Origin of the sequence: Paenibacillus periandrae, from assembly GCF_022458865.1 — a bacterium.
In the GTDB taxonomy this organism is placed as follows: domain Bacteria; phylum Bacillota; class Bacilli; order Paenibacillales; family NBRC-103111; genus Paenibacillus_S; species Paenibacillus_S periandrae.
The window spans coordinates 43,786-68,785 of sequence record NZ_JAJNMU010000009.1; the positions used below are offsets into that span (position 1 = coordinate 43,786).

At 46.7% G+C, this 25,000-nt stretch carries 20 protein-coding genes; 12 read left to right on the top strand and 8 right to left on the bottom strand.

What is annotated here, in order from left to right:
• Nucleotides 1-228: 228 nt before the first annotated feature.
• A complete protein-coding gene (add, locus tag LRL21_RS16080; RefSeq protein ID WP_240416824.1) occupies nucleotides 229-1,269 on the top strand; it encodes an adenosine deaminase in 1,041 nt (346 codons plus the stop codon).
• 185 nt (nucleotides 1,270-1,454) lie between these two features.
• On the opposite strand, the gene LRL21_RS16085 is transcribed toward add, so the two are convergent.
• The 5 genes from LRL21_RS16085 to LRL21_RS16105 form a co-directional block, all read right to left on the bottom strand.
• Nucleotides 1,455-2,369: a cyclic di-GMP-binding domain-containing protein, MshE-related gene (locus LRL21_RS16085; RefSeq protein ID WP_240416825.1), complete on the bottom strand. Its 915-nt coding sequence runs from the start codon at nucleotides 2,367-2,369 to the stop codon at nucleotides 1,455-1,457.
• Nucleotides 2,369-2,749, bottom strand: a complete 381-nt coding sequence (locus LRL21_RS16090; protein ID WP_240416826.1) for a response regulator — start codon at nucleotides 2,747-2,749, stop codon at nucleotides 2,369-2,371. Before LRL21_RS16090 ends, LRL21_RS16085 begins: the two co-directional genes overlap by 1 nt.
• Nucleotides 2,750-2,992: 243 nt before the next feature.
• Nucleotides 2,993-3,841, bottom strand: coding sequence for a sugar phosphate isomerase/epimerase family protein (locus tag LRL21_RS16095; RefSeq protein ID WP_240416827.1), 849 nt, complete (start codon nucleotides 3,839-3,841; stop codon nucleotides 2,993-2,995).
• Between the two features lie 21 nt (nucleotides 3,842-3,862).
• Nucleotides 3,863-4,939 (bottom strand): Gfo/Idh/MocA family protein, encoded by a 1,077-nt coding sequence (locus LRL21_RS16100; RefSeq protein WP_240416828.1) that lies wholly within the window; start codon nucleotides 4,937-4,939, stop codon nucleotides 3,863-3,865.
• A 131-nt stretch (nucleotides 4,940-5,070) separates the two neighbouring features.
• Nucleotides 5,071-6,147 carry a Gfo/Idh/MocA family protein gene (locus LRL21_RS16105; RefSeq protein ID WP_240416829.1) on the bottom strand — a complete coding sequence of 359 codons (1,077 nt, stop codon included), beginning with the start codon at nucleotides 6,145-6,147 and terminating at the stop codon, nucleotides 5,071-5,073.
• Between the two features lie 126 nt (nucleotides 6,148-6,273).
• Between LRL21_RS16105 and LRL21_RS16110 the strand changes: the two genes are divergently transcribed.
• The gene (locus LRL21_RS16110; protein ID WP_240416830.1) at nucleotides 6,274-7,176 is read left to right on the top strand and encodes an AraC family transcriptional regulator; all 903 of its coding nucleotides are present in this window, start codon (nucleotides 6,274-6,276) and stop codon (nucleotides 7,174-7,176) included.
• 82 nt (nucleotides 7,177-7,258) lie between these two features.
• Here the strand turns inward: LRL21_RS16110 and LRL21_RS16115 are convergent, their stop codons facing one another.
• On the bottom strand, nucleotides 7,259-8,806 hold the full coding sequence (locus LRL21_RS16115; RefSeq protein WP_240416831.1) for an LTA synthase family protein: 1,548 nt from the start codon (nucleotides 8,804-8,806) through the stop codon (nucleotides 7,259-7,261).
• A 405-nt stretch (nucleotides 8,807-9,211) separates the two neighbouring features.
• On the opposite strand from LRL21_RS16115, the gene LRL21_RS16120 reads away from it, so the two are divergent.
• From LRL21_RS16120 to LRL21_RS16145, 6 genes are all read left to right on the top strand, one after another.
• A complete protein-coding gene (locus LRL21_RS16120; protein ID WP_240416832.1) occupies nucleotides 9,212-9,385 on the top strand; it encodes a GapA-binding peptide SR1P in 174 nt (57 codons plus the stop codon).
• Nucleotides 9,372-12,071, top strand: coding sequence for a pyruvate, phosphate dikinase (ppdK, locus tag LRL21_RS16125; RefSeq protein ID WP_240416833.1), 2,700 nt, complete (start codon nucleotides 9,372-9,374; stop codon nucleotides 12,069-12,071). Before LRL21_RS16120 ends, ppdK begins: the two co-directional genes overlap by 14 nt.
• A 209-nt stretch (nucleotides 12,072-12,280) precedes the next feature.
• Complete coding sequence (locus tag LRL21_RS16130) at nucleotides 12,281-14,032, top strand: ABC transporter ATP-binding protein (RefSeq protein ID WP_240416834.1); 1,752 nt, start codon at nucleotides 12,281-12,283, stop codon at nucleotides 14,030-14,032.
• On the top strand, nucleotides 14,029-15,828 hold the full coding sequence (locus LRL21_RS16135; protein ID WP_240416835.1) for an ABC transporter ATP-binding protein: 1,800 nt from the start codon (nucleotides 14,029-14,031) through the stop codon (nucleotides 15,826-15,828). Before LRL21_RS16130 ends, LRL21_RS16135 begins: the two co-directional genes overlap by 4 nt.
• An 18-nt stretch (nucleotides 15,829-15,846) precedes the next feature.
• Entirely contained in the window at nucleotides 15,847-16,761 is a 915-nt protein-coding gene (locus LRL21_RS16140; RefSeq protein WP_240416836.1) for an aminoglycoside phosphotransferase family protein, read from the top strand.
• A 177-nt stretch (nucleotides 16,762-16,938) separates the two neighbouring features.
• A complete protein-coding gene (locus tag LRL21_RS16145; protein WP_240416837.1) occupies nucleotides 16,939-18,093 on the top strand; it encodes a DUF2087 domain-containing protein in 1,155 nt (384 codons plus the stop codon).
• Between the two features lie 95 nt (nucleotides 18,094-18,188).
• Here the strand turns inward: LRL21_RS16145 and LRL21_RS16150 are convergent, their stop codons facing one another.
• The gene (locus LRL21_RS16150) at nucleotides 18,189-18,908 is read right to left on the bottom strand and encodes a class I SAM-dependent methyltransferase (protein WP_240416838.1); all 720 of its coding nucleotides are present in this window, start codon (nucleotides 18,906-18,908) and stop codon (nucleotides 18,189-18,191) included.
• 247 nt (nucleotides 18,909-19,155) lie between these two features.
• Between LRL21_RS16150 and efeO the strand changes: the two genes are divergently transcribed.
• From efeO to LRL21_RS16170, 4 genes are all read left to right on the top strand, one after another.
• Entirely contained in the window at nucleotides 19,156-20,007 is an 852-nt protein-coding gene (gene efeO / locus LRL21_RS16155; protein ID WP_240416839.1) for an iron uptake system protein EfeO, read from the top strand.
• 5 nt (nucleotides 20,008-20,012) lie between these two features.
• Entirely contained in the window at nucleotides 20,013-21,329 is a 1,317-nt protein-coding gene (gene efeB, locus LRL21_RS16160) for an iron uptake transporter deferrochelatase/peroxidase subunit (RefSeq protein ID WP_240416840.1), read from the top strand.
• 19 nt (nucleotides 21,330-21,348) lie between these two features.
• Entirely contained in the window at nucleotides 21,349-23,133 is a 1,785-nt protein-coding gene (locus LRL21_RS16165) for an FTR1 family iron permease (protein WP_240416841.1), read from the top strand.
• Nucleotides 23,134-23,288: 155 nt separating this feature from the next.
• Nucleotides 23,289-24,404: an aminopeptidase gene (locus LRL21_RS16170; protein ID WP_240416842.1), complete on the top strand. Its 1,116-nt coding sequence runs from the start codon at nucleotides 23,289-23,291 to the stop codon at nucleotides 24,402-24,404.
• 76 nt (nucleotides 24,405-24,480) lie between these two features.
• Here LRL21_RS16170 and LRL21_RS16175 read toward each other — a convergent pair whose 3' ends face one another.
• The gene (locus LRL21_RS16175) at nucleotides 24,481-24,993 is read right to left on the bottom strand and encodes a PadR family transcriptional regulator (protein WP_240416843.1); all 513 of its coding nucleotides are present in this window, start codon (nucleotides 24,991-24,993) and stop codon (nucleotides 24,481-24,483) included.
• Nucleotides 24,994-25,000: the final 7 nt, after the last annotated feature.

The following is a 25,000-nucleotide window of genomic DNA, read 5'->3' on the forward strand; positions in this document are numbered from 1 at the left end:
AATGGAACAACAGCGAGGCGCACATAGAAGTGCGAGCACCTATAAGATGCTGTAAGGAGAAATACAAGTGTTTCGGAGACCCCGCAAGGGGTCTTTTTTTGGAGGTAGAAGGCGTAACTTTGCATCAAAACTTATCTCTTGAATATAATGTTAAATATATTGACATATAAGTAACATTAGTTTACAGTAAGTTCAATTATTTATTTTCGAGAACATGGAGTGATCAACTTGGAAAATGACAAAATTGACGATGCTGTGCTTAAACTGCCCAAGGTTGATCTTCATTTGCATCTGGATGGGTGCGTGAATCCTTCAACTATTCTGGAATTGGCTGAGGAGCAAGAGATTGTTTTACCTGTATCCGACAGACAAGGGCTGCTGCCTTATATGCAGGTCGATGAGAACTGCAGCAGTCTGGCTGAATATTTGAGTAAATTTGATTTTACAACCCGTTTTCTGCAAACAGGAGCGGCATTGGAACGCGTTGCTTATGAAATTGTTGAGCAAGCATCGTTTCATAATTGTGCTTACATCGAGGTGCGATTTGCCCCGCAGCTTCATCGCCATAATGGGCTATCTGTGGAAGCGGCGATTCATTATGTTATTGAAGGACTAAAGCGTGGTGAGCAGCAATTTAAGGTGAAAGCGAGAGTTATTGCGATTTGTATGAGAAATCATTCAAATAAAGATAACCTGGAAGTGATCGAAGCTGCTGCTGCATATATAGGAAAAGGTCTTGGAGCTGTCGATCTGGCCGGAGATGAAGCCTCCTATGGTCCTGAGTTGTTCAGGGAGGTGTTCGCGCTGTCTCACAAGCTTGGGATTCCTGTCACGATTCATGCTGGAGAAGCGGCAGGGGCTGATAATATTAAAGAGGCTGTGACGAATCTTGGAGCTTGCCGTATCGGGCATGGAGTGAGGCTGAGAGAGGATGCCGCGATTCTGGAGATGATCGTTCAACAACAAATACCGTTGGAAATGTGCCCGTTAAGTAATATTCAAACGAAAGCTGTCCCAAGCTGGGAAAAGTACCCGATTCGTGATTATTTTGATCGCGGTATTAAAATAACCGTCAATACGGATAATCCGATCGTATCCGGAACGAATATTACGAAGGAGTACAGGGTCCTGAACGAACGGTTTGGTTTTACACTGCCTGAGCTGTCTGCATTGGTGATGAATGGCGTGGATTCAGCATTTTTGGATGGGCACGAGAAGAGGGCTCTCAAGCTGGATTTGCTTAGTAAATTCAAAGCCATGGGTGTTTAAGTTAAAGTCGTTGAAAAGTACTTCAAGATCCCTTTGAGGTGCTTTTTTTATGAGAATTACAAGAAACACGGGTACTTGTAGTAGCTTCGGCTCCTATCATCACTAAACCTCGAATCCGCTTGCTTGTTGATCATAGCGGTTCGAGGTTTTATGATGATGACACATATTCGATTAAGCATGATGATTCAAGCTGACTCGGCAAGCTTGTTTAAATCGGTAAGAATTAAGTCGAACTGAACGAGTGGGCCGAGCGCGCGCAGGACGACCTTTATAGGGGAGCCTGGGCTGAAGGCTGTGCTTCTCACAACGGCTTGGGGCTCCAAATCAAGCTCGATGCCCCGGTTCGACAAATTCACCAAATAAATGCCGTTATGTAAATTGAGTAATTCTCCGACGGAGGCTTCCATCATTTCTCCGGGCTCTTCAATCGATTCTTGGGCGTAGATAGAAGCCAACTGCAGGAAAGAGGCTTCTGCAGCGCTGATCGCTGTAACTCGGGATAAGGATCGATCGCTGCTGATTAAAGACTGGTAAGCTGTCCATTCATATACTGCCGCTGAATCTGTGGGGATGATCTCAATGCGAATATGGCTATCTATGAAACGAATCATATTTTTGGCAAACAAGCTGATATAATCGGTTAAGGCTTGCTCCAAGATCATATTCTGCTTCAATAAAATGGATTCCACGAGTGCTTCGATGCTGCCGTTTACAATGGATTCGAATTGATCATCGGTCAGACTATAATCCTTTTTATATAAGATCAAAGCTGTGCTAAAGGTTTCATAATTCATCGTTCCTTGGTCAATCAATGCTTGTCCCAGAGTCAGATGTGCGCTTTGCTGTGAGGACAATAATTCGGTAACGACTTCTTCAGTCAAGAGGCCCATATCGACGGCGATTTCGCCGAATCTTTTATCCATTCTGGTTTGGGTCTGGTGTACTTTTTCTGCCTGCTCGGGGGTCATGTAGCCTTTGTTAATGGCAAGTGCGCCCAGCTTGACTCTCGTTTCGGCTTGTGCCGACAAAGCCTGATCCAGCGCGGATGCAGTTACGAGGGAACGGTTTAATAGAAATTGTCCGAAGTATTGTGCGAACATTACTGAACACCCCGATCCTTAACGATTTTTTTTGCAATGTCGACAATGACTTCAACCTGAATGGGTTTTTGTAAAAAGTTGTCGGCTCCCAGCTTGAGCGCTTTAATTAAATTGCTTTGCGTACCTACGGAAGAGGCCATGACAACATGGATTGTGGGGTCGATAATTTTGATTTCCTGCAGCGCTTCAATGCCATCTTTCTTCGGCATTACAATATCCAGAAGGACGAGGTCTGGCTGCTCGGTTCGGCATAGCGTGACAGCTTCTTCACCATCGATGGCTTCAAACAGATTGGTGAACCCGAGCTCGGACAAGGCTCCCTTTAGCTTTTTGCGAATAAGCATTGAATCGTCACATAACAAAATTTTCAAATCATACATGGACTTCCACTCCTCAGCTATTGCTTCTCTAATATAATCTTACGTATATGATACTTTATATGTTAGATAATATTACATTAATCATTATTAGACAAGTGGAAAATTGGATTAGTGGATGGGGATAATGGCGAAATAAGTTCCAATAACGGGGAAGTTGAGGAATAATGAAGCAAAAGAAGAGACTCCTTGTGAGAGCCCCTTCTAATTTGTATCTATTTTATTCAATGATCTGAATCTGTGAGCTTATTGTAAGCCTGCCTCTGTATATACTTTGCGGAAAGCTTCTTGCGAACGTTTAAGCAGCACTGAGCTTGTTTCTGTGGCAGGCTGTGGCGTCAATATTTCTTGTGCCACCAAGCCGGTATATCCGATTTGGTGGAGCCCGCGTAAGAAGCCAGCCAAATCGATAACACCTTCACCTGGATAGACGCGTCCATTATCCAATACTTCGGCCAGAGGAACATCAGGTGCATCATTAATATGTGCCAATACGATCTGACTGGCGTTCAAACGCAGAATATCGTCAACACCTAATCCATTGGTATACCAGTGGTAGCTGTCAAACAACAAGCCTACATTATGTTCATCGATGGCATCGATCCAATCGAGGGTTTCCTGCAAGCCCCAGATAAAAGGATTGGCCCAGCGAGTCCGCAAATGGTGCGGTCCAACAAACTCGAGTCCGAAGCGTATGCCATATGGCGCCAGAATTTGTGCGCATGTGCGCAAACGACGGGTTGCGAGTGCCATAAAATGGGCTGCATTGTGATCCGTGGACGGCAGCACGTAGGTCGTGCAGGTTGTGCAGCCAACGGCCGCTGCCGCTTCCGCATCCTTGGCCAGACGAGCAAGTCCGCTGCGGAACTCCTCTTCGCTGTTGCGCCATTGTACGGACAGCCCGATGCTGCCAATCTGAATGCCCTGCTCACGAAGAAAGCTGTTCACAGACTCAGCGCCATCCTGGGCTAGCCATTCCTCCAGTTCAGTACCTCCGGCTGTGATAGCTTCGAACTCATGCTCTGCAGCGGCGCGTACAAAATCCTGAATGCTGCCAACAGCGCCAATGCCAGCTCGTGTAAGTGCTTTTAACATGGATTCTCCTCCTTCTGCGTTCTATAAGTTCCAATCCAAGATAACTTCGTGACCTGTACGTGAAGACTCATAGATGGCATCGAGAATTAAGTTGTTTGTAAATCCGGTCATAACCGAAGTGTCCGGCTGTTTGCCTTCACGAATACACTCTACAAAATGACGACTTAAGCGAATACGCCCGCCCTCATCCTTCTCAGGAGTAATCAATTCCACTTCTGCAGCCCGTTCAAAGGTTTCAGTGAGCAGCTTGCCCTTATTGCCAACGATAGAAGCGCCACCTTCGGAGCCCATCAGATGAATGAAATGGCTGCTGTCTGTGTCCATATGTACCGCCCAGCTTACTTCCAGTGTCAAGGTGCTGCCATTATCCAATTTAATCATTGCGGTTGCCAAATCCTCAACGTTGTAGCTTCCGCTCCAATCCGGAGTTCCCCAAGTGCCGATTCCGCGTTTTTTTGGACCGAATTCAGCATAGGTTGAACCGAATACGGATACAGGCTTGGCATCCCCAAGGAAGAAGAATGCTAAATCGAGCATATGCACACCGATGTCAATCAAAGGGCCGCCGCCGGATTGTTGGTGATCGGTAAACCAGGTACCCCAGCCCGGAATCCCTTTACGTCGGAACCAGCCCACCTTGGCGTTGTAGATGCTGCCGATCGAGCCGTTATCTATCTGCTGCTTCACCTGAAGCGGCAGCCAGTCCCAGCGCATTTGATGTGGAATCATCAGCACTTTGCCGGTTTCGTGCTGTGCTTTGACGATTTCACGTGCCGCTTGGGCATTGATAGCCATCGGTTTTTCCAATAACACATGCTTACCTGCATGCAGAGCCTGTACGGCCAGAGGTGCATGCCATTGGTTAGGAACACCGATAACAATAGCATCAATATTAGGGTCCTGAATGAGTTCGTCATTAGTTTTATAGACAGTTGGGATGTCGTGCTTGGCAGCGCACTGCTGCGCTAAAGGGTAGTTCAGATCAGTTAAAGCGACGATTTCAACATCATCTTTCAATTGACCGAAAATATTCATGTGGACGTTGCCGATATTGCCTGATCCGATAATACCAAGCCTTATTTTGTTGCTAATGGTCATGGTAACAGCCTCCGCTTAATTATGAAATAGAGTTACACTTGCTTCATTTATCATAAAATGTAAGCGTGTAAAAAACATTTCATTTTTTACGGAGGTTATCCCATTTTTTCAGCAGACTTTATTTTTATGGTTTAAAGTGACCAGTCGAGAATGACCTCATGGCCTGTCTGTGAAGATCTATAGATGGCATCCAGAATCAGATTGTTCGTAAATCCACTCATTGCCGGGGTTGTCGGTTCTTTGCCATCACGGATACATTCGACAAAATGGCGGCTAAGCCGGATTCGTCCGCCTTCATCGTTCGCCGGTGTTACCAGCTCTACTTCGGTGGCTCGCTCGAAGGTTTCGGTGAGCAGCTTGCCTTGAGTGCCGCGAATCGAAGCGCCGCCGTCCGAGCCCATCAAATGGACGAACTGCTTGCTGTCCGTATCCATATGTACAGCCCAGCTGACTTCGATGGTCAAAGTGCTTCCGTTGTCCATCTTGATCATAGCGGTAGCCAGATCCTCAACATTAAAAGATCCGTTCCAGTTGGGGGTTCCCCAGGTACCAATTCCGCGTCTCTTCGGTCCGAACTCGGCATAGGTTGCGCCATAGACGGATACAGGCTTCACATCTCCCATGAAAAAGAAAGCCAAATCGAGCATATGCACACCAATATCAATGAGCGGGCCGCCCCCGGATTCCTCCTGCTTCGTAAACCAGGTTCCCCAGCCGGGAATGCCTTTGCGGCGGAACCAACCTACCTTGGCATTATATATTTGGCCAAGCGCACCTTTGTCAACCTGCTCCTTGACTTGAAGAGGAAGCCATTCCCAACGCATTTGGTGAGGGATCATCAAGACTTTGCCTGTTTCGCGTTGAGCTTTGACGATCTCACGGGCAGAAGGAACATCGATGGCCATCGGTTTCTCCAATAGCACATGCTTGCCGGCTCTTAAGGCTTGTACCGCCAGCGGGGCATGCCATTGATTCGGAACGCAAATCACGACAGCATCAATATCAGGATCCTGAATCAGTTCTTCAGAGGTCATATAGCATTTGGGTATACTGTACTCAGCTGCTCGCAGTTGCGCTAGTGGATTATAAGAATCGGTTATGGCAACAATATCCACTTCGGCAGGCAGCTGCTTGAACATAGTAATATGAACGTTAGCGATATTGCCCGCCCCTATAATGCCGAGACGGATTTTTTCATTTGTAATCATTGTAAGAAACCTCCGATTGAATTAAGTTGTGATACCATTTCATTATATAGTAAGATGTAGACGTATAAAACTAGGATTGTATTTAAGGATGAACATGATAAATGTTCAGCAGGAGTGAACAGCCATATGCCCGTAGTGCCGGTTTATTTAACCCATTATCCAAATATGGATACCGAGCTGCCTTTTCATATCAAGATTAATCATTTGAAACGGGATTTTGGCTCACATCGCCACGATTTTCTGGAGTTCTCTTATGTCATTGAGGGCCGAGGGTTTGAAATTATTAATGGAGTTCAGCATCCGATGGAGCCTGGTACGTTTACACTAGTCATGCCCTATCAATTTCATTCAATACACTCGGAACCTGAGCACCCGCTGCGATTGTATAACTGCAATTTTGGCATACATTTATATAACTCTTCCGAGCAGCTGCCGGGATCTGTTGAAACATTTGGGGAACGTGAACTGCTGCCTTACGTACAGGTGCCTGCCGGGGAGCAGGAGAAGTTCCAGGAGATCCTGAAGGAGCTGTACGAGGAGTATCATGACGAGCAAATATGGAGGCACGCGCTGATTAAGGTCAAGCTGACAGAAATTCTGGTCAGGTTTGACCGTCTGAGAAGAAGTGCGCAGCTTATGGATACGGTGAACGAGGTAATAAAAACAGAGGGAAGAGAACGAGGGAGGTCTAGTGGTGATATTTGGAAGGCGATACAATTCGTTCACGAGCATTACCGCGAGGACCTGACGTTATCGGGACTGGCTCAACGTTTTGGCTTCAGCGTCCCATATTTGAGTGAGCTGTTCAAAAAAACGATTGGGCAAAACTTTGTTTCTTTCGTCCATGAGGTGAGAATTCGTCAGGCCTGCGGGCTGTTGATCGCAACGGAAATGACCGTACTGGATATTGCTTTAGAAACAGGTTATGGCTCCTATAACACGTTTACGCGCATTTTCAAGGAAAGCAAGGGGGTAACCCCGGCCATATTTCGCAAACAAAATAAGCTGCAGCTCACCGATCAACGGTAACCGCAGCCTGGATCCATATTCACGTACAGCATATACAATTGAAGTCATTTACGGATAGGGGATGCTTGTGTCTTCATCCGCTTTATGGCTTTTTTGGTGTTATCGGCAGTGTATAATTCGGAGATTGGACGAGTACATGCTCTTGACTATCGATCACACGAACCTGCAGCTGCAGGGCTCCGAGATTTGCCGCCATCTCCTTGGGTAGGGATGCACTTAAGCTATCCTCTGTTTGCCACACCGTGGGGAGCGGTACTCCGTCCGCGTACAGGACACTGCCTTGTCCGAACCGGCCTCCTTTGACCAAAAGCGTCATGGACTTGATCCAGTCTGCTACGAGGCCTTCACCAACGCTTAGGCTATCGGGTGATACAGACTCAATAACAGGATCACCATAGCCAATTGTATAAGGCTGTGAAGCATCCTCGGTTTCCTCGGTTTTCGCTAGAATAGCTTGCTGGCGCTCCTGATACTCCACCAAATCGTTTTCATCGATCTTCATCGCTTCATAATAGTTTTTAGGCGGTATAACAGGAATTTTTTTAGATAAGTTGTACAAAAAATCAGTATAAGTACTGCCTTGCAGCTTTGCGAGCTTAAGGATATAAGGACTCAGGAAGGAGGGGCTCATTCGTAGCGTTTCCTGACCCTCAGTCAAATAATTGTTCCAGACCAGAAGAGGGACCATGTGCATCTTTTCCAGGAAATTCGGATCATCGGGACCTTGAATGTAGCCGCTTTTCTGATACACATAATAATCCGTTTCCAAATGGGGAAGATGGTCGCCAAAAAAGACGAGAATGGTAGGCTCCTTCAACTGGCCGAAGTAGGTGACGAGCTCCTTTAGCATCGAGTCGGCACCACTGGCTCCCTGTGCATAAGTTTCAAGAATCGATATCGCATCATCTGACATATTGCCTCGAATGTTAATGCTGTTGCGCTTAAATTTATTGGCCCAGTAGTGATAATGATTCTCCATTGTATTTGCAAAAATAAGATCTGGACCGCTGCTGCGTTTGCTCTCTTCGATAATTCGTTTAGCAACGGCGTGGTCACCGATATAGGGACCGACATATTCATCCGGATCAAAAAATTCCAATGGAATAAAATGTGAGAATCCGAAACGCTTGTACACGTTCACGCTGTTCACATACCAATTGTAGAACGGACTAATAACCGTGGATTTATAGCCTTGGCGTCCCAAAATACTGGCAATGGAGTCAACAGGATGATCGATAACCTTTTCATAGGCAATTTCATCAGGGGGCAGAAAGCGCATTGAATTGCCTGATAACACCTCCAGCTCTACATTGGCAGTGCCCCCGCCGTATTGAGGTGAAAGCATCGTGCCGTGCGTAAATTTTTCCTGAAGGGCATGAAAGGTTGGGATCGGGTCCCTGCTGAATTTAAGTCCTGGTATTTGTGTAGGGTCCCAGAATGCTTCACTCAAGACGATGATGATATTAGGGTTTTGCTGTAATTCCTCAGCAGTCCACTCTGTACTTTTATCGACAAGCTGCAGCGGATGTGTGCGTTCCGAGTCCGACGAGGAGGTGCTGAGAACAGCACAAAGAGAGGCAACCAGGACAAAAGCTGCTGTACGCAAAACAATGAATCGCTTTTTCACCATGGTAAACGCTCCTGCTCAACAAATTTAAAGACATTATAGCATGATGCTGCTGGAATGAAGTGGTTTTTTTAAAAAAATTATAAGCGCTTCCATTTTTGTGTTGAAAGCTTGGACATGCGATTAACTTTGGCTGGACACTACATGATGGAATGCGTTTAAACGTTGTGTCATAAAAGAGCGATTAAGACTTATAAAGAATGTACTAATGATATATTTTCGGATTTAATCAAATAAATAACTCGTAAATAATGATTAAAATTATATATTGCGTCATAATATTATATATGGTATATATTATTTGAGGTGTATATTCTGTTTTAGAGTACTTGACAGGCACGTTTGATTGGGTAGGTCACAATGATATAGCGATTATGCGCTATAAATCAATCGAGGAGTGATGGGGATATGGAATCGAGTAACAGCGGTATAGAGCTTGGTACTATCATTTGCAAATATTGCGACAGCATCATTGATACTTTGGATACGGAAAAAGTGACTGTTATTTACGGTGTTTGTGAGAATTCGAGCTGTATCTCCAATCAGAATCAAAAGGAGAAAGTGACCCATGTTGAATGCTAAACGTGTCCTGCATTTTCATGAAGGGAATGCTGGAATGAAAACGCTTTTGGGCGGAAAGGGGGCCAATCTTGCAGAGATGACCAATGCCGGCCTGCCTGTACCTCCGGGCTATACCATTACAACAGAAGCTTGCAGACAGTATTATGCTGAAGGCGGAGTTTTACCGGAAGGATTATGGACAGAAATACGTCAAGGTTTGGAGCAGATTGAGCTGAAAAAAGATCAGTTATTCGGTGGCAGGGACAATCCGCTTCTGGTCTCTGTTCGCTCAGGCTCGGTCAACTCCATGCCTGGCATGATGGATACGATTTTAAATCTGGGACTTAATGATGTAACAGTGGATGCTCTTGCGAGAAATACGGGGAATCCCCGGTTTGCCTATGACTGCTATCGGAGACTGATTCAGATGTTTGGAAATGTTGTTTTGGATATCGATGGTTACCACTTTGAAAAACAGCTGCATCATTTTAAACAATTACATGCCTATAATGAAGACAAGGATATTCCGGCAGAAGCATGGATGGAATTGATTGCGCAGTATAAGGATTTAATTGAACGTAAAGCAAGAACTACGTTCCCTCAGGATGTGTACAAACAGCTGGAGCTGTCCATTGAAGCTGTGTTCCGCTCCTGGAACAATCAGCGGGCTATGGTATACCGCAAAGTGTATGGTATTCCTGATACGTTGGGAACAGCCGTTAATATCCAGTCCATGGTTTTCGGAAATAAGGGGGAGGATTGCGGTACCGGTGTGCTGTTTACTAGAAATCCATCCACAGGCGATAATCTCTTATATGGCGAATACCTCACGAATGCTCAGGGTGAGGATGTGGTGGCGGGTGTGAGAACGCCGCTGCCAATTGCACAGCTGGAGCAGGAAATGCCTGAAGTGTATACGAGGCTGGTAGAAATCGCCAACCGACTTGAAATGCATTACAAGGATTTACAGGATATCGAGTTTACCGTGGAAAAAGGAGAGCTGTTCATTCTGCAGACTCGTACCGGGAAAAGAACGGCACAGGCAGCTGTCAAATTGGCGGTACAATTCGTTAAAGATGGGATTCTTGATCGCAAGCAGGCATTGGAGCGGATTGAAGTGGATCACCTCAATCAACTGCTTCACCGCGCAATCGACGAGAGTGCTAAGCTGGACGTAGTGGCGGTTGGTTTGCCGGCTTCACCAGGAGCGGCAACGGGGCAGGCTGTATTCGACGCCGATACGGCTGAAGAATGGGTCGCAGCCGGCAAGCGTGTGGTATTGGTCAGCTCAGAGACAAGTCCGGAAGATATTCATGGTGTCATCGCAGCCGAAGGTGTGCTTACGAGCCGCGGGGGGATGACGAGCCACGCTGCGGTAGTAGCACGCGGAATGGGCAAGCCTTGTGTATGCGGCTGTGAAGAGGTTCGGATCGATCCGGATACACGTGAATGTATCGCAGGTGATACGATCATCCGTGAAGGGGATTGGATTACGCTGGATGGATCAACAGGGCGTGTCATCTGTGGCGTTGTTACGCTTAAGGAGCCGCAGATGAGTGCTGAGTTGGATGAGCTGCTGAGCTGGGCGGATGAGGTACGGTCCTTAAAGGTGCGTACCAATGCCGATACACCGGAAGATGCAATGAAGGCGCGGCAGTTTGGTGCAGAGGGAATAGGGCTCTGTCGAACAGAGCATATGTTTATGTCAGCCGAGCGACTGCCGGTTGTGCAGGCGATGATTCTTGCCGACAGTCTGGAAGATCGTCGAATTGCGCTTGAGCAGCTGCTTCCTATGCAGCAAAGTGATTTTGAAGGTATATTTAGTGCTATGGACGGGTTCCCTGTCACGATACGTCTTCTGGACCCGCCGCTGCACGAATTTCTTCCGAAGCTGGATGAGCTGCTGATTGAACAGGAACGAAAAAAATGGGCTTTGTCCGAATTGGATCAAGCCGAAGGCAACATTGACCTGCATTCTTTAATTCGTAAGGTGAGGAACTTGCAAGAGATGAATCCGATGCTCGGTCAACGAGGCTGCCGCTTAGGTATTGTGTTTCCGGAAATTTATGAGATGCAGACGATTGCTATTTTTCAAGCCGTACTTGCGTGTAGAGCACAGGGGATCACGGTGCTTCCGGAAATTATGATTCCTCTCGTAGGTCATGCCAATGAACTAAAATCGATGAGAATACTGGTCGAACGGATAGCTGAACAGATACTAGGACCAGAAAAGCTGCAAGTTCCCTATAAGATTGGCACGATGATAGAAGTGCCGAGGGCAGCGCTCACAGCGGGCCAAATTGCTCAATATGCAGATTTCTTTTCATTCGGTACCAACGATTTAACGCAAATGACTTATGGCTACAGCCGCGACGATGCGGAAGGGAAGTTCCTTACCCACTACATCCATCACGATATTTTACCTCACAACCCTTTTCAGGTATTGGATACGGATGGGGTCGGACAGCTTATAGGCTGGGCTGTGGACAAAGGACGGGCGATCAAGCCTGAGTTGAAAACCGGTATTTGTGGTGAGCACGGAGGTGACAAGGAATCGATATTCTTTTGTCATCAAACCGGATTGGATTATGTCAGCTGCTCTCCGTTCAGGGTGCCGTTAGCAAGAATCGCTGCCGCCCAGGCACAGCTGTTGTTTGGTCAGCCAGACTCGGTACATGCCAAGCTTCTATCGGCAGCTGTTCTTTAAGATGCTCCAGCTCAGCTTGCGAGGCTTAAAGCATGAACTTATATAAAGCTGTGTAAGGACAGACGAAGAACGACTTCGATCTGTCTTTTCTTTACTTAAATCTCCGCATCAAAATACTTGTAGCCAAAAAATCCATTGACGTCCCAAGCTGCTTCCTCTAATGTTGTCATCATACTGTTTATTACATTTATATGACAGGAGAGGAAGCTATGAGCCGGAAAATACCGGTAAGTGAATATACAGGGCTGCTGAACAGCTATCTAAGACCACAGCGCAAAAGTATGGTCGTGCTGGGGATTCTGCTCATCGGCGGCATTGTCATGCAGCTGATTAACCCGCAAATCATCCGTTATTTTATTGATACAGCCCAAACCCAGGAAAGCTCCAGTCCACTCATTTACGCGGCTATCTTATTTATTGGTGTTTCTCTGCTTCATCAAGGATTAACTGTAGCTGCGACCTATATTGGCGAGACTGTAGGCTGGATTGCAACCAACAAGCTGCGAGGCGATGTTGCTGCACACTGTATGAAGCTGGATATGTCGTTTCACAAAGCTCATACTTCCGGTGCTATTATTGAACGGGTTGACGGAGATATTAACAATTTGGCTAATTTTTTCTCCAATTTTGTCGTATCATTATTAAGCAATTTGCTGCTGGTAATAGGTATGCTCATCCTGCTGTTTCGCGAGGGCTGGGTGATCGGTTTGAGTATGACGGTATTCGTTATATTTGCGATCTATATCATTCAGTACATACGCAAGTTTGCGGTTCCACACTGGGGTAATATGCGTCAGATGAGCTCTAAGTTTTATGGATTTCTTGGGGAGCATCTGGAGGGCACAGAGGATACCAGAGCCAATGGAGCTTCGAATTATGTGATGCATCGCTTCTATGTCATGCTGAAGGAGTGGCTGCCGCTGCGCGTGAAGGCGTTTCTTGGCTGGGCCTCCATGTGGATCACAACCCTGATTATTTTCACGATTGGTAATGCTGTCGCTTTTGGTTTAAGTGCGGTTCTCTTTAAACAAGGCTCTATAACGATAGGAACTGTGTATATGATCTTCTATTATACAGAGCTCATGGCCAAGCCGATCGAGAAGATTCGAACTCAAATGGAGGATTTGCAAAAAGCCGATGCCAGCATCATTCGGGTTCGGGAGCTGCTGGAAACCGAGTCTGCGATTCAGGATGGAATCGGTCTGCCGCTGCCGCAGGGCGCTTTGTCCGTTACGTTCAATAATGTGGAATTCGGCTACGAGGATGATATCACGACGCTGCATAATCTGAATCTTCATCTGGAGCGCGGTAAGGTGCTCGGGGTACTGGGACGAACAGGAAGCGGTAAAACGACGCTTGCCCGCTTGCTCCTGCGTTTCTATGATCCCCGTTCAGGGAGCATTCGTTTGGAGGGTATCGATCTGCGTGATGCGACACTTCAGGAGCTTCGTGGGAGAGTGGGATTGGTTACGCAAAATATTGAAATCTTTCAAGGCACGGTCCGAGACAACCTGACTTTCTTTGATGAGGAGATACCTGATCAGACGATTATTCATGTTTTGGAGGAGCTTGGCCTGCAGGATTGGTTTCATTCGCTGCCTTCAGGTTTGGACAGCTTGCTGGAGTCGGGCGGGGGCGGCTTGTCCGCAGGTGAAGCGCAGCTGCTTTCATTCGCCCGCGTCTTTTTGTCAGATCCAGGACTCATCATCCTTGATGAAGCTTCTTCAAGATTAGATCCCGCTACAGAGCAGCATATCGAGAAGGCCATCAATCGATTGCTGGAGAATCGTACCTGTGTTGTGATTGCCCATCGACTGGCGACCATCAGCCGCGCGGACTACATTCTTGTACTCGATCAGGGGCGGATTGTTGAATTTGGCGAAAGAAGCGCTTTGGCAGCGGATAGCAGCTCACGCTATAGCCAGATGCTTGTGGTCGGAATGGAGGAGATGCTGGCATGAGTACATTTGCCTTCTTGTTTAAACTAACACGGTACCGAATTTGGCTTTACTTCGTGAATGCAGTTGCATGGACGCTTATATATTTGGCTCCGATTGTTCCGGGGTGGGTGACCAAGCAATTTTTCGATACCTTATCCGGTTCTTCCTTATATGGGTTTAATGTGTGGACCTTGATCGCCCTGCTGATTGCTTCGGCTTTGGGACGTGCCATCATCATTATTTTTGGCTTTATTACTGATGTGCAGTTCCGTTTCCGTATTGGAGCCCTGCTTCGCAGAAATATGCTTACACGTATTTTGAAGGAGCCGGGAGCCAAAGCGATTCCTTGCTCGCCGGGAGAGGCAATCAGTAACTTTCGCGATGATGTGGAGCAGGTAGAGGAAACGGTGAGCTGGTCTGTTGATGCATTTGCAATGACCTGCTTTGCTGCGGTATCCTTTTCCATTTTGTACGGGATTAATGCGACCATGACCATGTGGGTGTTTCTTCCGCTGGTCGTCGTTGTGACCATTGCCCAAGCTGCAACAACGATGCTTCAAAAGTATCGTGCGGCAAGTCGCGAAGCTACGAGTCAGGTGACCGGGGCGATTAGTGAAATGTTCAGCAGCGTGCAGTCGATTCAAGTAGCTGGAGCGGAAGAGCGAGTAATTAACCGGTTCCGTAAGCTGAACGATAACAGGCGCCATGCGATGGTTAAAGATCATTTGCTGACACAGACGCTGGATTCGATTTTTTCCAATACCGTGAATATCGGAACCGGATTTATTTTGCTATTGGCTGCAGGGGCTATGCGAGATGGCAGCTTTACTGTAGGGGATTTTGCCTTATTCGTGTACTATTTGACCTTTGTTACGCAATTTATTCAAAACTTCGGGAAATTCCTGACCTATTTCAAGCAAAGCACCGTCGCCAAGGAGCGATTGGTCAGTTTAATTCAGGGTGCTGATGAGGCCACACTAACCGAGCATCATCCGCTGTACCTGCGTACATCAATCAGTGAGTCTGATCTGAATAATCAGCAGAAGCAGGCTGATTCGCTCGGCGGCAGAAGTCTGGAATTGCTTGAGGTAAAAGGTCTTACCTACCATTATCCGGAGACAGGCCGCGGAATCAGCAATATTCAGCTAAAGCTGCCCAAAGGTTCCTTTACGGTAATTACAGGACGGATTGGCTCGGGCAAAACAACGCTTGTGCGTGCGCTGCTTGGCCTGCTTCCAATGGATGCAGGCGAGATTCGCTGGAATGGAGAAAGAGTGGAGCATCCAGGCGATTTCTTCATTCCGCCTCACAGCGCCTATACGCCTCAGGTACCAAGATTATATAGCGACACCTTGAAAAAAAATATTTTGTTAGGTCAGGAAGAAGAGGCCGTCCTTCTTAAATCGGCTGTGCATGCAGCGGTGTTGGAGCAAGATGTTGAGCATTTACAGCATGGAATGGATACGATTATTGGTCCGCGCGGCGTCAAGCTCTCGGGAGGCCAAGTCCAGCGTACCGCTGCGGCCCGGATGTTCGTTCGCAATGCAGAATTGCTCGTATTTGACGATTTGTCGAGTGCGCTGGATGTTGAGACTGAGCGTAAGCTGTGGGAACGGATTTATGGGCAGCGACAGGCAACATGCCTGGTCATCTCCCATCGCAAAACTGCTCTTACCCATGCCGATCATATTATCGTAATGAAGGATGGACAGATTGAGGCTGAAGGTACGCTTGACGAGCTGCTGCAAACGAGCGACGAGCTGCGGCACTTATGGCAGCTTAACGAGACGGAGCAAGAAGTGGAGCAAGAAAGCTGAAAATGAAGGAGTAATGAAATGGATTTGGCTGCTGTTCACCGACATATAGCTTCCCTTCGTCATATCAAAAAGCTGCAAACGATCAATAAGGGATTTTCCTTTGATGGCAAGTACTTTCTCTATACAGATGGATCGGTACCCGTGTATGTACTGCGGACGGCTTCGATCACACAAAGCGAGAAAAAGCGGCGTGAATTTGAGGTTGTTCGCAGTGTGTTTGATCAAGGGGCTACAACCTCAGAGCCTATACAGTTTGGCATTATTGAAGAGCTTGATCTGTGCTATATGGTGCTTGGATATGTGAATGGAGAGGACGCCGCCGAGCTGCTGCCAGCATTAACGTCAGATGAGCAATATCAGATTGGTGTTGAAGCGGGGCGCCAGCTGCTGCTCATGCACCGATTAAATCCACCAAGCGGTCTGGAAGCGTGGGATAAAAGACGGTCTGCCAAGCATTACAGGCAGCTGGCTGCTTATAGGGAATGCGGAGTCAAGATCGAGCAGGAGGAAAGAGTCATCCAGTTTGTTGAGGCGAATCTCAAGCAGCTGACAGATCGCCCCAGCAAATTTCAGCATGATGATTTTCACCCAAGCAATCTGCTTGTTGATAACAGGGGATTTTCCGGTGTGATCGATTTTAACCGCTATGACTGGGGAGATCCATACCATGATTTTATGAAAATTGCTTATTTCAGTCGTCAGGTGAGCGTGCCTTTCTCCATAGGACAGATCGATGGATACTTTAATGAAGCAGTTCCAGAGCGATTCTGGCAGTTATATGCTTTGTATACGGCTTTGACGCTGTTTCCTAATATTACTTGGACGTTGGAGGTTGTGCCGGACCAGTTGGAATCGATGCAGAATCGCAATCGTATTGTGATGGAGGATCATTCCGGATTCGACAAGGTGATTCCAGCCTGGTATACATCCTGATGTAGGCGGGCTCATATCCCCCCTCCGTAACCGCTATCTCATAATTCATCTTCTCCTTGCCAGGGAGAGGATGAGTAAGAGAACGGTTATTTTTGTATGAATGAAGAAATTGACATCAAACAAACGATATAATAATATATCTATATATTTATAGACATTATGAGAGGTAATCTATATATGAATGAATCTGATCTACTGTGGAGAGTTCCTCAGGAGGAATTGCAGCGTGGGTATACATGGGATGAAAATACAGATACATTCGTTTGTCTGATTTGCGGTGACCAGTTCCATAAAGGAATGATCTATAGAGCTGATGACCTATATTATGAAGCGGAAAAATTCACAACGTTGCACATCGCTAACGAGCATGGCTCAATGTTCCATTATTTGATTGGGTTAAACAAGAAGCTAACCGGGTTAAGCGATTTGCAAAAAAACTTGCTTCAGCTGTTTTACGATGGACATAGCGATAATGAAATCGTCAGCAAGCTTGCTGGAGGCAGTGCCTCAACCATTCGCAATCACCGATTCGCTCTGCGCGAGAAGGAAAAGCAGGCTCGTTTGTTTGTTGCAATTATGGATTTATTGGAGAAAAAGAACGGCTCCGGTTCCAAGAAAAGCGAGCGTGCATTCAGGCAGCATGCTGGTGCCGTTCATCGTACAGTTGCAGTACGCGGCAATAACTTTTCGATAACAGACAAGGAATATCTGGAAACCATTCTTGAGTATTTTATAGAAGGTCCAGATGGGCCTATAATCAGCTTTCCAGGCAAAGAAAAGAAAAAATTCATCTTACTGCAGCATATCGTTTCAAGATTTAAGGTGGGCAGGCATTACACAGAAAAAGAAGTGAATGTACAGCTGGAGCAGGTGTATGCCGATTATGTCACCTTGCGTCGTTATCTGATTGAGTATGAATTGATGGACCGAGAGTCTGATGGAAGTGCTTATTGGATTAAGGAGGAGGCAGTGCCCATGTCTAAGGAAAAACGAAAACAATTATTGCTCGCCTACAAAGAGACGAAACGTCCGATGGGCATTTATCAGATACGCAATACAGTGAATGGTAAAATATATATTGGCAGCAGTCGCAACATCGAGGGTCGATGGAATCGCCATCAGTTTGAATTGAGTATGGGTATGGAACGCAATAAAGTATTCGAGAGTGAATGGAAGGAATTTGGCGACAAACAGTTTGTCTTCGAGATATTGGAGCGGTTGGAGGAACGGGTTGAGGGTTATCAGGATATCGACCAAGAGCTTGAAACGATGCTTGCCAAATGGATCGAGAAGCTGCAGCCTTATGGTGAACACGGGTATAACCTTCTTTAATCGTAATCATCCAGCTATAATGAAAACAACCAACAATGCCCCGGTTCGCTTGCTTCTTCACCAGCAAGCACCGGGGCATTATGTTTTGAACAATATTATGGCTTGCGAACTGCAAAGGTAAGGCTGTTAGCCTTCAACAGAACAGGTTGATCATCGCGATCAATGGCCAATTCCAAAGGCTCGTCGGAGACATGAAGCTCCTCCCAACCCTCGTAATGCTTACGGAGTAGCTTCAACGCTTTTTCCTTTTCGAGATTTACCTCAAATAAAGCTTCCCTCGGCTTACGAGTTTTGGCATCAAACTCTTCGATATTGGTGTTCATGATGATGCAGTTGATTCCCCCGCCTTTAGTGCCTTGAACCATCGATTGGATAACTTTTTTTAACATATGAGCGGATTTGCAATGCTCGAGGCTGGAAGCGGCAACGATGTAATCAAATTTGCCAACGGCTATTTGGTAATCACTGATGTCTGCCTGTTCGGTGTAAATAACATCTCGTACTTGATACTGCTCACTATAATGGACGAGCTTATGAAGTGCTTTTTCCAGCAAATCAACACACACAACCCGGCCGTCACCGGGCTTGACCTTTTGCGCCAACGGTATGCTGTTCCTTCCCACACCACAGCCCAAATCCAATATGCTCATAGGCTGCCCGACATTGACCTGATCGGCTAGATCCAATATGATGTCGACGGGCTCATCGAGCCAGGTTCCTTCCTCATACAGCTTATGATCCTCGAAATACTGTTCATGGTATTCCTTTTCTTCCTTGCGAATTTTTTGCAATTGCGCGGTATCGCTGCTGTTCATTATGAACGCCTCCTTTTTATATGTATTCATGTTACGCATGCAAGTGATACGACCCTTATGATAGCTTTACCCCAAAACGAGCGGCTTCAATAATCATTTTTAAAATCGTTCCAGCAATTGTAAATTTTCTGTAACACATTACCAAGAAAGTTATATTGATAATTATTCTCAATTATGATATTTTCTATTGAGACAAATTATCAACGGAACTAGTTTTTATCATAAATTATAGGGAGTGTCCTTTCTCATGCAGACTCGTAATGTTATTACAGCAGCCGTTCTTTGCTCATCACTATTATTTTCAGGTTGCAGCGCCAATACCACTAGTGTTCAACCTGCCCCCAAAACAGAAACAGGCAAGTCTGGTGAGAGTGTTGAATTGAAAAAAGAAGTGGAGCAATACCGTAAATACGTTATTGAACAATCGGATGCCTTCGTCAAAGCAACTACTGAATTTGTAGCCGCAGTAAAAGCCGGGGATATCAAGAAAAGTCAGGAGCTGTATGCGCCAGCACGTATGTTTTATGAGCGGATTGAGCCTATAGCCGAATCCTTTGGCGATCTGGACCCGAATATTGATGCCCGTGAAGGTGATGTTGATGACAAGGACTGGAAGGGCTATCACCGTATCGAGAAAAGCTTGTGGGTAGACAAGACGACCAAAGGAATAGAATCTGTGGCCGATACTCTCTTAAGCGACAGTAAGCTGCTCCGTGCCAAAGTAGAGACTGTAGAAATTGACCCGAATATTTTATTGACCGGGGCTGTCGAGCTGCTAAATGAGGTATCATCGACAAAAGTAACAGGCGAGGAAGAACGCTACTCCCGCACGGATTTGTATGATTTTGCTGCTAATGTAGAAGGTGCTGCCAAAATATTCGAGCTGTTAAAGCCGGAGCTTACAAAGAAGGATGCCAACCTGGTCAAAACGATCGAGAGCCGTTTTACCGCACTGACCACTGAGCTTGCTGCTTATAAGAAGGGAAATGGATATATGCTGTATGATGAGCTGAAGCCGGAGCAAACGAAAAAACTTAGTCAGGCCGTGGATTCATTAGCTGAACCTTTATCCAATATGGGTAAAAAGCTGGGGGCTTAAAAGGTATGGACGATAGCAATAAAAAGCAAGTGGACTCAGAAGGCAGCGTGGAGCGGGGAAAGAAGGGAACACCGATTACCCGGCGAGATATGCTGAAGATGGCTGGCGTAGGGGGAATGGGCCTCCTGATCGGATCGGTCGGTATCGGTGGTGTATTAGCCGGAACGCAAAAGGGATTCAGTTCACTGGTTGGGACGACTAACGCGGCTAGTGATCGTATCCCTTTTTATGGCATGAATCAAGCGGGTATACTGACCCCATCGCAAAACTTCCTATGTTTTGCTTCATTTGATTTAAGCACTACCCAGTTAGGTGAGGTAGTTGAGCTGTTTAAAGCCTGGACTTCTGCCTCAGCGCTGATGTGTTCGGGAGAGCCGGTCGGAACAGAGAATACCAATCCCAAGCATCCTCCTGCCGATACAGGGGAGGCTGTAGGCTTAAGTGCTTCAAAAACGACGATTACGTTTGGGGTGAGCCCTCCCTTTTTTGATTCAAGATTCGGGTTATCCTCCAAAAAACCAGACGGACTGGCAGATTTGCCGCGGTTTAAAGGGGATAATCTTCGCAAGGAATGGTGTGGAGGAGATATCGGCGTGCAGGTCTGTTCAGACGATCTTCAGGTCGCTTTTCATGCTATCCGCAATCTAACACGCATCGCCAGAGGTAAAGCTGTATTGCGCTGGACGCAAGAGGGATTTCAAAGGACTGGAGCAGCTGGTAACCCGAACGAGACCCCGAGAAATTTGCTTGGCTTCAAAGACGGGACTGGCAATCCGGATGTGAATAATAAACAATTGATGAACGAGCTCATCTGGACGCAGTCCTCTGATGGGCCCAGCTGGATGGCGGGTGGCAGCTATATGGCTGTAAGACGCATCCGTATGCGCATCGAGGTATGGGACCGTTCTACGCTTGGTGATCAGGAGGCGACATTTGGCCGCTACCGGGATTCCGGAGCCCCGCTTGGAGGCAAGCATGAATTTGATCCTCTGCAATTAGATGCCAAGGGAGCCGATGGACAGCCTCAAATTCCGTTGACCTCACATGTCAGGCTGGCGAACTCCGATGGGAAAGAAAAAATTTTGCGCCGCTCTTATTCCTACTCCAGTGGTATTGACCATCAAACAGGTCAGTTGGATGCTGGGCTTTTTTTTATTAGTTACCAGCGCGACCTCTCCAAACAATTTATCCCTATTCAGCAGCGGCTGGCTATGCAGGATAAATTGAACGAATATATCTCACATGTTGGCAGTGCTGTCTTTGCTTGCTTTGCCGGAGTTCAGGAAAACGGGTATTTAGGGCAAGCGCTGTTCGAAGGATAAATTCGTAGAGGGGGCAGTTATGAGTAAGGTTCAAGAGTTTGTATCCCGGAAGGTTGTTTTACTGTTCGTGGCGATTTCGCTCTTATTGTTTCTTTCGGCAGGAGTGCGCAGCTTGGCAGTAGCGGCAGAAGAGTCTGCAATTAAAGATTTACTTCCCTTAACGGGAGGAGCTTTAGTCCACGCCGGTCAAAAGGATTGGAAGCAAGCTGCTGGAGAGCTTGGAGCGTTCGAGACAAAGTGGAAGGCGTTGAATTTGCCTGATTCCGAGCTTGTTCGCAATGTGACTGAGGCCTTGGCAGCTGCCAAGCAGGCAATAGGGGAGGCAGAAGGCAAGCCGGAGCTAGCTTATCAGGCTTTTTCCAAGCTAACTAGAGCTACTGAAGCCTATGTGGCTTCGCAAGAAAATAGTGTCAGTAAGGGGGATGGCAAATCAGCAGCCAAATCATTGCTGCCCATCCTCCAGCAAAGCCTGGATGCACTTCAGCATAATCAACTGCTTAAGGCCCAAAGTGACTATAAGCGATTTAATAGCCAATGGTTAAAGGCAGAGAATCTTATTCGTTCTGATAATGCAGCCGTCTACAGTGATATTGAAACCCAATCGAGTATGACCCGAATATCGCTTCAGGCGGAGCCTCCGCGGTTGGAAGCGGCGGTTGCAGGCATCATTGAATTAGCCAAGACGATAGAAGACTATACGAACGGGAAAGTGACGCCAACTCGTGCTGATACCGGGTCACGATCGGTTGCAGACGCTCAGCAGCTTCTTAATCAAGCCCAGGAGGCGATACATGGAGCGCAATATGCTGCAGCAGGCGAGAAGATGCAGGCGTTCATTCGATTATGGCCTTCTGTGGAAGGAGCAGTGCTGACACGTTCGCCTGAAACGTATACGCGAATCGAAAATCAAATGACCGAGGCTTCGGGCTATTTGTTATCGGTACCGCCCAAAGCCGATCAGGCTGCATCCGTTGTTGCTTCCATGGTGAAAGAGCTGGAGCCTTATCTGGTTGCATCGGCCTATACAGCCTGGGATGCAGCATTGATCTTGTTACGGGAAGGTGTGGAGGCTCTGTTGGTACTGGCTGCCTTGGTTGCCTTCTTGAACCGTTCAGGCAATCCTGACAAAACCAAATGGGTATGGGGAGGCGCTGCAACAGGACTTATTTTGAGCGGGATTGTGGCCGTAGTTCTTACCTATGCTCTGGCTAGTGTATCAGCGGGTACGACTCGTGAAATGATAGAAGGTTACACGGGGTTATTATCCGTTCTCATGATGTTGACCGTTGGAGCCTGGCTTCACGGCAAATCAAAGGTGCAGGCCTGGAATCAATACATACATCAAAGGATGGGTTTGGCGCTTGCCAGTGGCAGCTTATGGTCTCTGTTTCTGGTAGCGGGTCTGGCAATTTTAAGAGAAGGTGCGGAAACGACAATCTTTTATATCGGAATTGCGCCTTCTATTGAACCTTTACAGCTGATCACAGGTATTGGCGGCGCATTAGTTGTGCTGGTCGTACTGGGATTTATTATGATAAAAGGTAGCGTAAAGCTGCCGATTCGTCCTTTCTTCCTGACTGCTACGCTGCTTATTTATTACCTGGTATTTAAATTTCTCGGTCAAAGTATCCATTCGCTTCAGGTAGCAGGGCAGCTGTCGGCACACTCATCACCCGTTCTTCCCACCTGGACCTGGCTGGGGCTGTACCCGACCTGGGAAACCACCTTGACTCAATTGTTCATCTTGTTGGTTGTAGCCCTGCAAATAATTCGCACGGAAATCAAAAAGAAAAGCACGGTCTGAAATTAAACGGCTTGCTGATATAGATTCGGATGTATTAAAGGTTGCTTTGCTGTTACGCAGCAAGCAGCCTTGCTATGCGTATGGGAAGGTTGATGTTTAGCCGGAAATTGGTTACATTAGTTAGAAGTAAGTACATAACAAGGAGTGATGCTGGAATGAGAGATCCACGACTGAAAATATTTGCGAACAATTTAATTCGTTATTCCGTGAGCTTGCAGCCGGGTGAACATATACTGATCGAAATGATCGGAGTGAACGATCAGGAGTTAACCAAATGTCTGATTGAGGAGGTGTACGCGGCGGGCGGGCATCCTTTTATCGAGCTTCGCGACCCTGCTGTGACCCGAAGCTTAATGCTGGGAGGCACGAAGGAGCAGTACCATACACTTCGTGATCTGGAGCTTGCCAGGATGAAACGGATGCAGGCTTATCTCGCGATACGCAGCGGGGACAATATCACAGAAACCTCTGACGTACCCGAGGATAAAATGAAGCTCTACGTTCAAGAATATCAGCGACCGGTCGTTGAGCAGCGTGTTAATCATACCAAATGGTGTGTGATGCGCTACCCTAACGCTTCGATGGCCCAGCTGTCCAATACGAGCACCGAAGCATTCGAGGACTTTTACTTCCAGGTGTGCAATCTCGATTATAGCAAAATGGCACTGGCGATGGAGTCGCTCGTTGCGCTGATGAACCGCACGGATAAGGTCCGTCTGGTTGCACAAGGAACTGATTTGAGCTTTTCCATTAAAGATATCCCGGCAATTCCATGTGCTGGTACACACAACATCCCGGATGGTGAGGTATTCACCGCTCCTGTTAAAAATTCAGTTAATGGTGTTATTACTTATAACACGCCCACGATTTATACAGGTACTTCATTCGAGAATGTGCAGCTGCGTTTTGAAAACGGCAAGATTGTTGAAGCTTCCAGCAACAACACAAAACGGCTTAATGAGATTCTGGATACTGATGAGGGTGCGCGCTATATTGGAGAGTTTGCAATTGGGGTTAATCCGTACATCAAGCAGCCGATGAAGGATATTTTGTTCGATGAGAAGATCGATGGCAGCATCCACTTTACACCAGGCAATGCTTACGAGGATGCAGACAATACGAATCGTTCCTCGGTACATTGGGATATGGTATTGATTCAGCGTCCCGAATTCGGAGGCGGCGAAATTTATTTTGACGATGTGCTGATCCGTAAGGATGGCCGATTTGTGATTCCCGAGCTGGAGCAGCTGAATCCGGAAAATCTGATATAATTCAGCGTCGATACGAAGCTGGATAGACAAAGAAACCTCTCCTTTGTGTAAATTTATTAACGAAGGAGGGGTTTCTTTACTTGTTCATTTCAACTATAAGATTGGATAACCATGCTTTTTCTGATTCAAGTAAAGTGATACGATGTTTGATCGATAAATCGATTCCCGTCCGTTGTCCATGCCGAGGTACAGCAGATAAGCTCGTTATTAATAGCTCAACCTTTTGCAATTTAAGCTCTATCAGCTCAACAGCCTCCTGGGTGCTCAGATGATCAATGAACATAAACCCGATATCACCGGAGGGAGTCACATTGTCCAGGCCGGATAAGGTTGTCCTCAGCAGCAGCTTGAATTGTTCCTCACCGCTTGATGTAATGGTATAAATTTGCCGCGGAGGACGATTGCCCTCTTGCTCTATGGTAACATCGACATATCCCTTCTGATTTAGCCGTTTCAGTATGGAATAGGCTGTTGCTTTTTTCATGTCGGATACGCGTCCCAGATTGTTCTCGATGAATTCATTGATTTTATAACCATGCTGGCTCTGAGTCATTAACAATCCCAGAACAAGCAATTCACGCTCGTCCATTCGCAAG

Excerpts from the sequence above, each read along its gene's own strand:
- LRL21_RS16100 (WP_240416828.1), bottom strand. The coding sequence starts at position 4,939 with ATGACCATTAGCAACAAAATAAGGCTTGGTATTATCGGATCAGGCAAT.
- LRL21_RS16135 (WP_240416835.1), top strand. The coding sequence starts at position 14,029 with ATGAGTACATTTGCCTTCTTGTTTAAACTAACACGGTACCGAATTTGG.
- LRL21_RS16175 (WP_240416843.1), bottom strand. The coding sequence starts at position 24,993 with ATGGACGAGCGTGAATTGCTTGTTCTGGGATTGTTAATGACTCAGAGC.
- LRL21_RS16105 (WP_240416829.1), bottom strand. The coding sequence starts at position 6,147 with ATGATTACAAATGAAAAAATCCGTCTCGGCATTATAGGGGCGGGCAAT.
- ppdK (WP_240416833.1), top strand. The coding sequence starts at position 9,372 with ATGTTGAATGCTAAACGTGTCCTGCATTTTCATGAAGGGAATGCTGGA.
- LRL21_RS16150 (WP_240416838.1), bottom strand. The coding sequence starts at position 18,908 with ATGAACAGCAGCGATACCGCGCAATTGCAAAAAATTCGCAAGGAAGAA.
- LRL21_RS16165 (WP_240416841.1), top strand. The coding sequence starts at position 21,349 with ATGAGTAAGGTTCAAGAGTTTGTATCCCGGAAGGTTGTTTTACTGTTC.
- LRL21_RS16085 (WP_240416825.1), bottom strand. The coding sequence starts at position 2,369 with ATGTTCGCACAATACTTCGGACAATTTCTATTAAACCGTTCCCTCGTA.
- LRL21_RS16115 (WP_240416831.1), bottom strand. The coding sequence starts at position 8,806 with ATGGTGAAAAAGCGATTCATTGTTTTGCGTACAGCAGCTTTTGTCCTG.
- LRL21_RS16140 (WP_240416836.1), top strand. The coding sequence starts at position 15,847 with ATGGATTTGGCTGCTGTTCACCGACATATAGCTTCCCTTCGTCATATC.
- LRL21_RS16090 (WP_240416826.1), bottom strand. The coding sequence starts at position 2,749 with ATGTATGATTTGAAAATTTTGTTATGTGACGATTCAATGCTTATTCGC.
- LRL21_RS16120 (WP_240416832.1), top strand. The coding sequence starts at position 9,212 with ATGGAATCGAGTAACAGCGGTATAGAGCTTGGTACTATCATTTGCAAA.
- efeO (WP_240416839.1), top strand. The coding sequence starts at position 19,156 with ATGCAGACTCGTAATGTTATTACAGCAGCCGTTCTTTGCTCATCACTA.
- LRL21_RS16130 (WP_240416834.1), top strand. The coding sequence starts at position 12,281 with ATGAGCCGGAAAATACCGGTAAGTGAATATACAGGGCTGCTGAACAGC.
- efeB (WP_240416840.1), top strand. The coding sequence starts at position 20,013 with ATGGACGATAGCAATAAAAAGCAAGTGGACTCAGAAGGCAGCGTGGAG.
- LRL21_RS16110 (WP_240416830.1), top strand. The coding sequence starts at position 6,274 with ATGCCCGTAGTGCCGGTTTATTTAACCCATTATCCAAATATGGATACC.
- LRL21_RS16145 (WP_240416837.1), top strand. The coding sequence starts at position 16,939 with ATGAATGAATCTGATCTACTGTGGAGAGTTCCTCAGGAGGAATTGCAG.
- LRL21_RS16095 (WP_240416827.1), bottom strand. The coding sequence starts at position 3,841 with ATGTTAAAAGCACTTACACGAGCTGGCATTGGCGCTGTTGGCAGCATT.
- LRL21_RS16170 (WP_240416842.1), top strand. The coding sequence starts at position 23,289 with ATGAGAGATCCACGACTGAAAATATTTGCGAACAATTTAATTCGTTAT.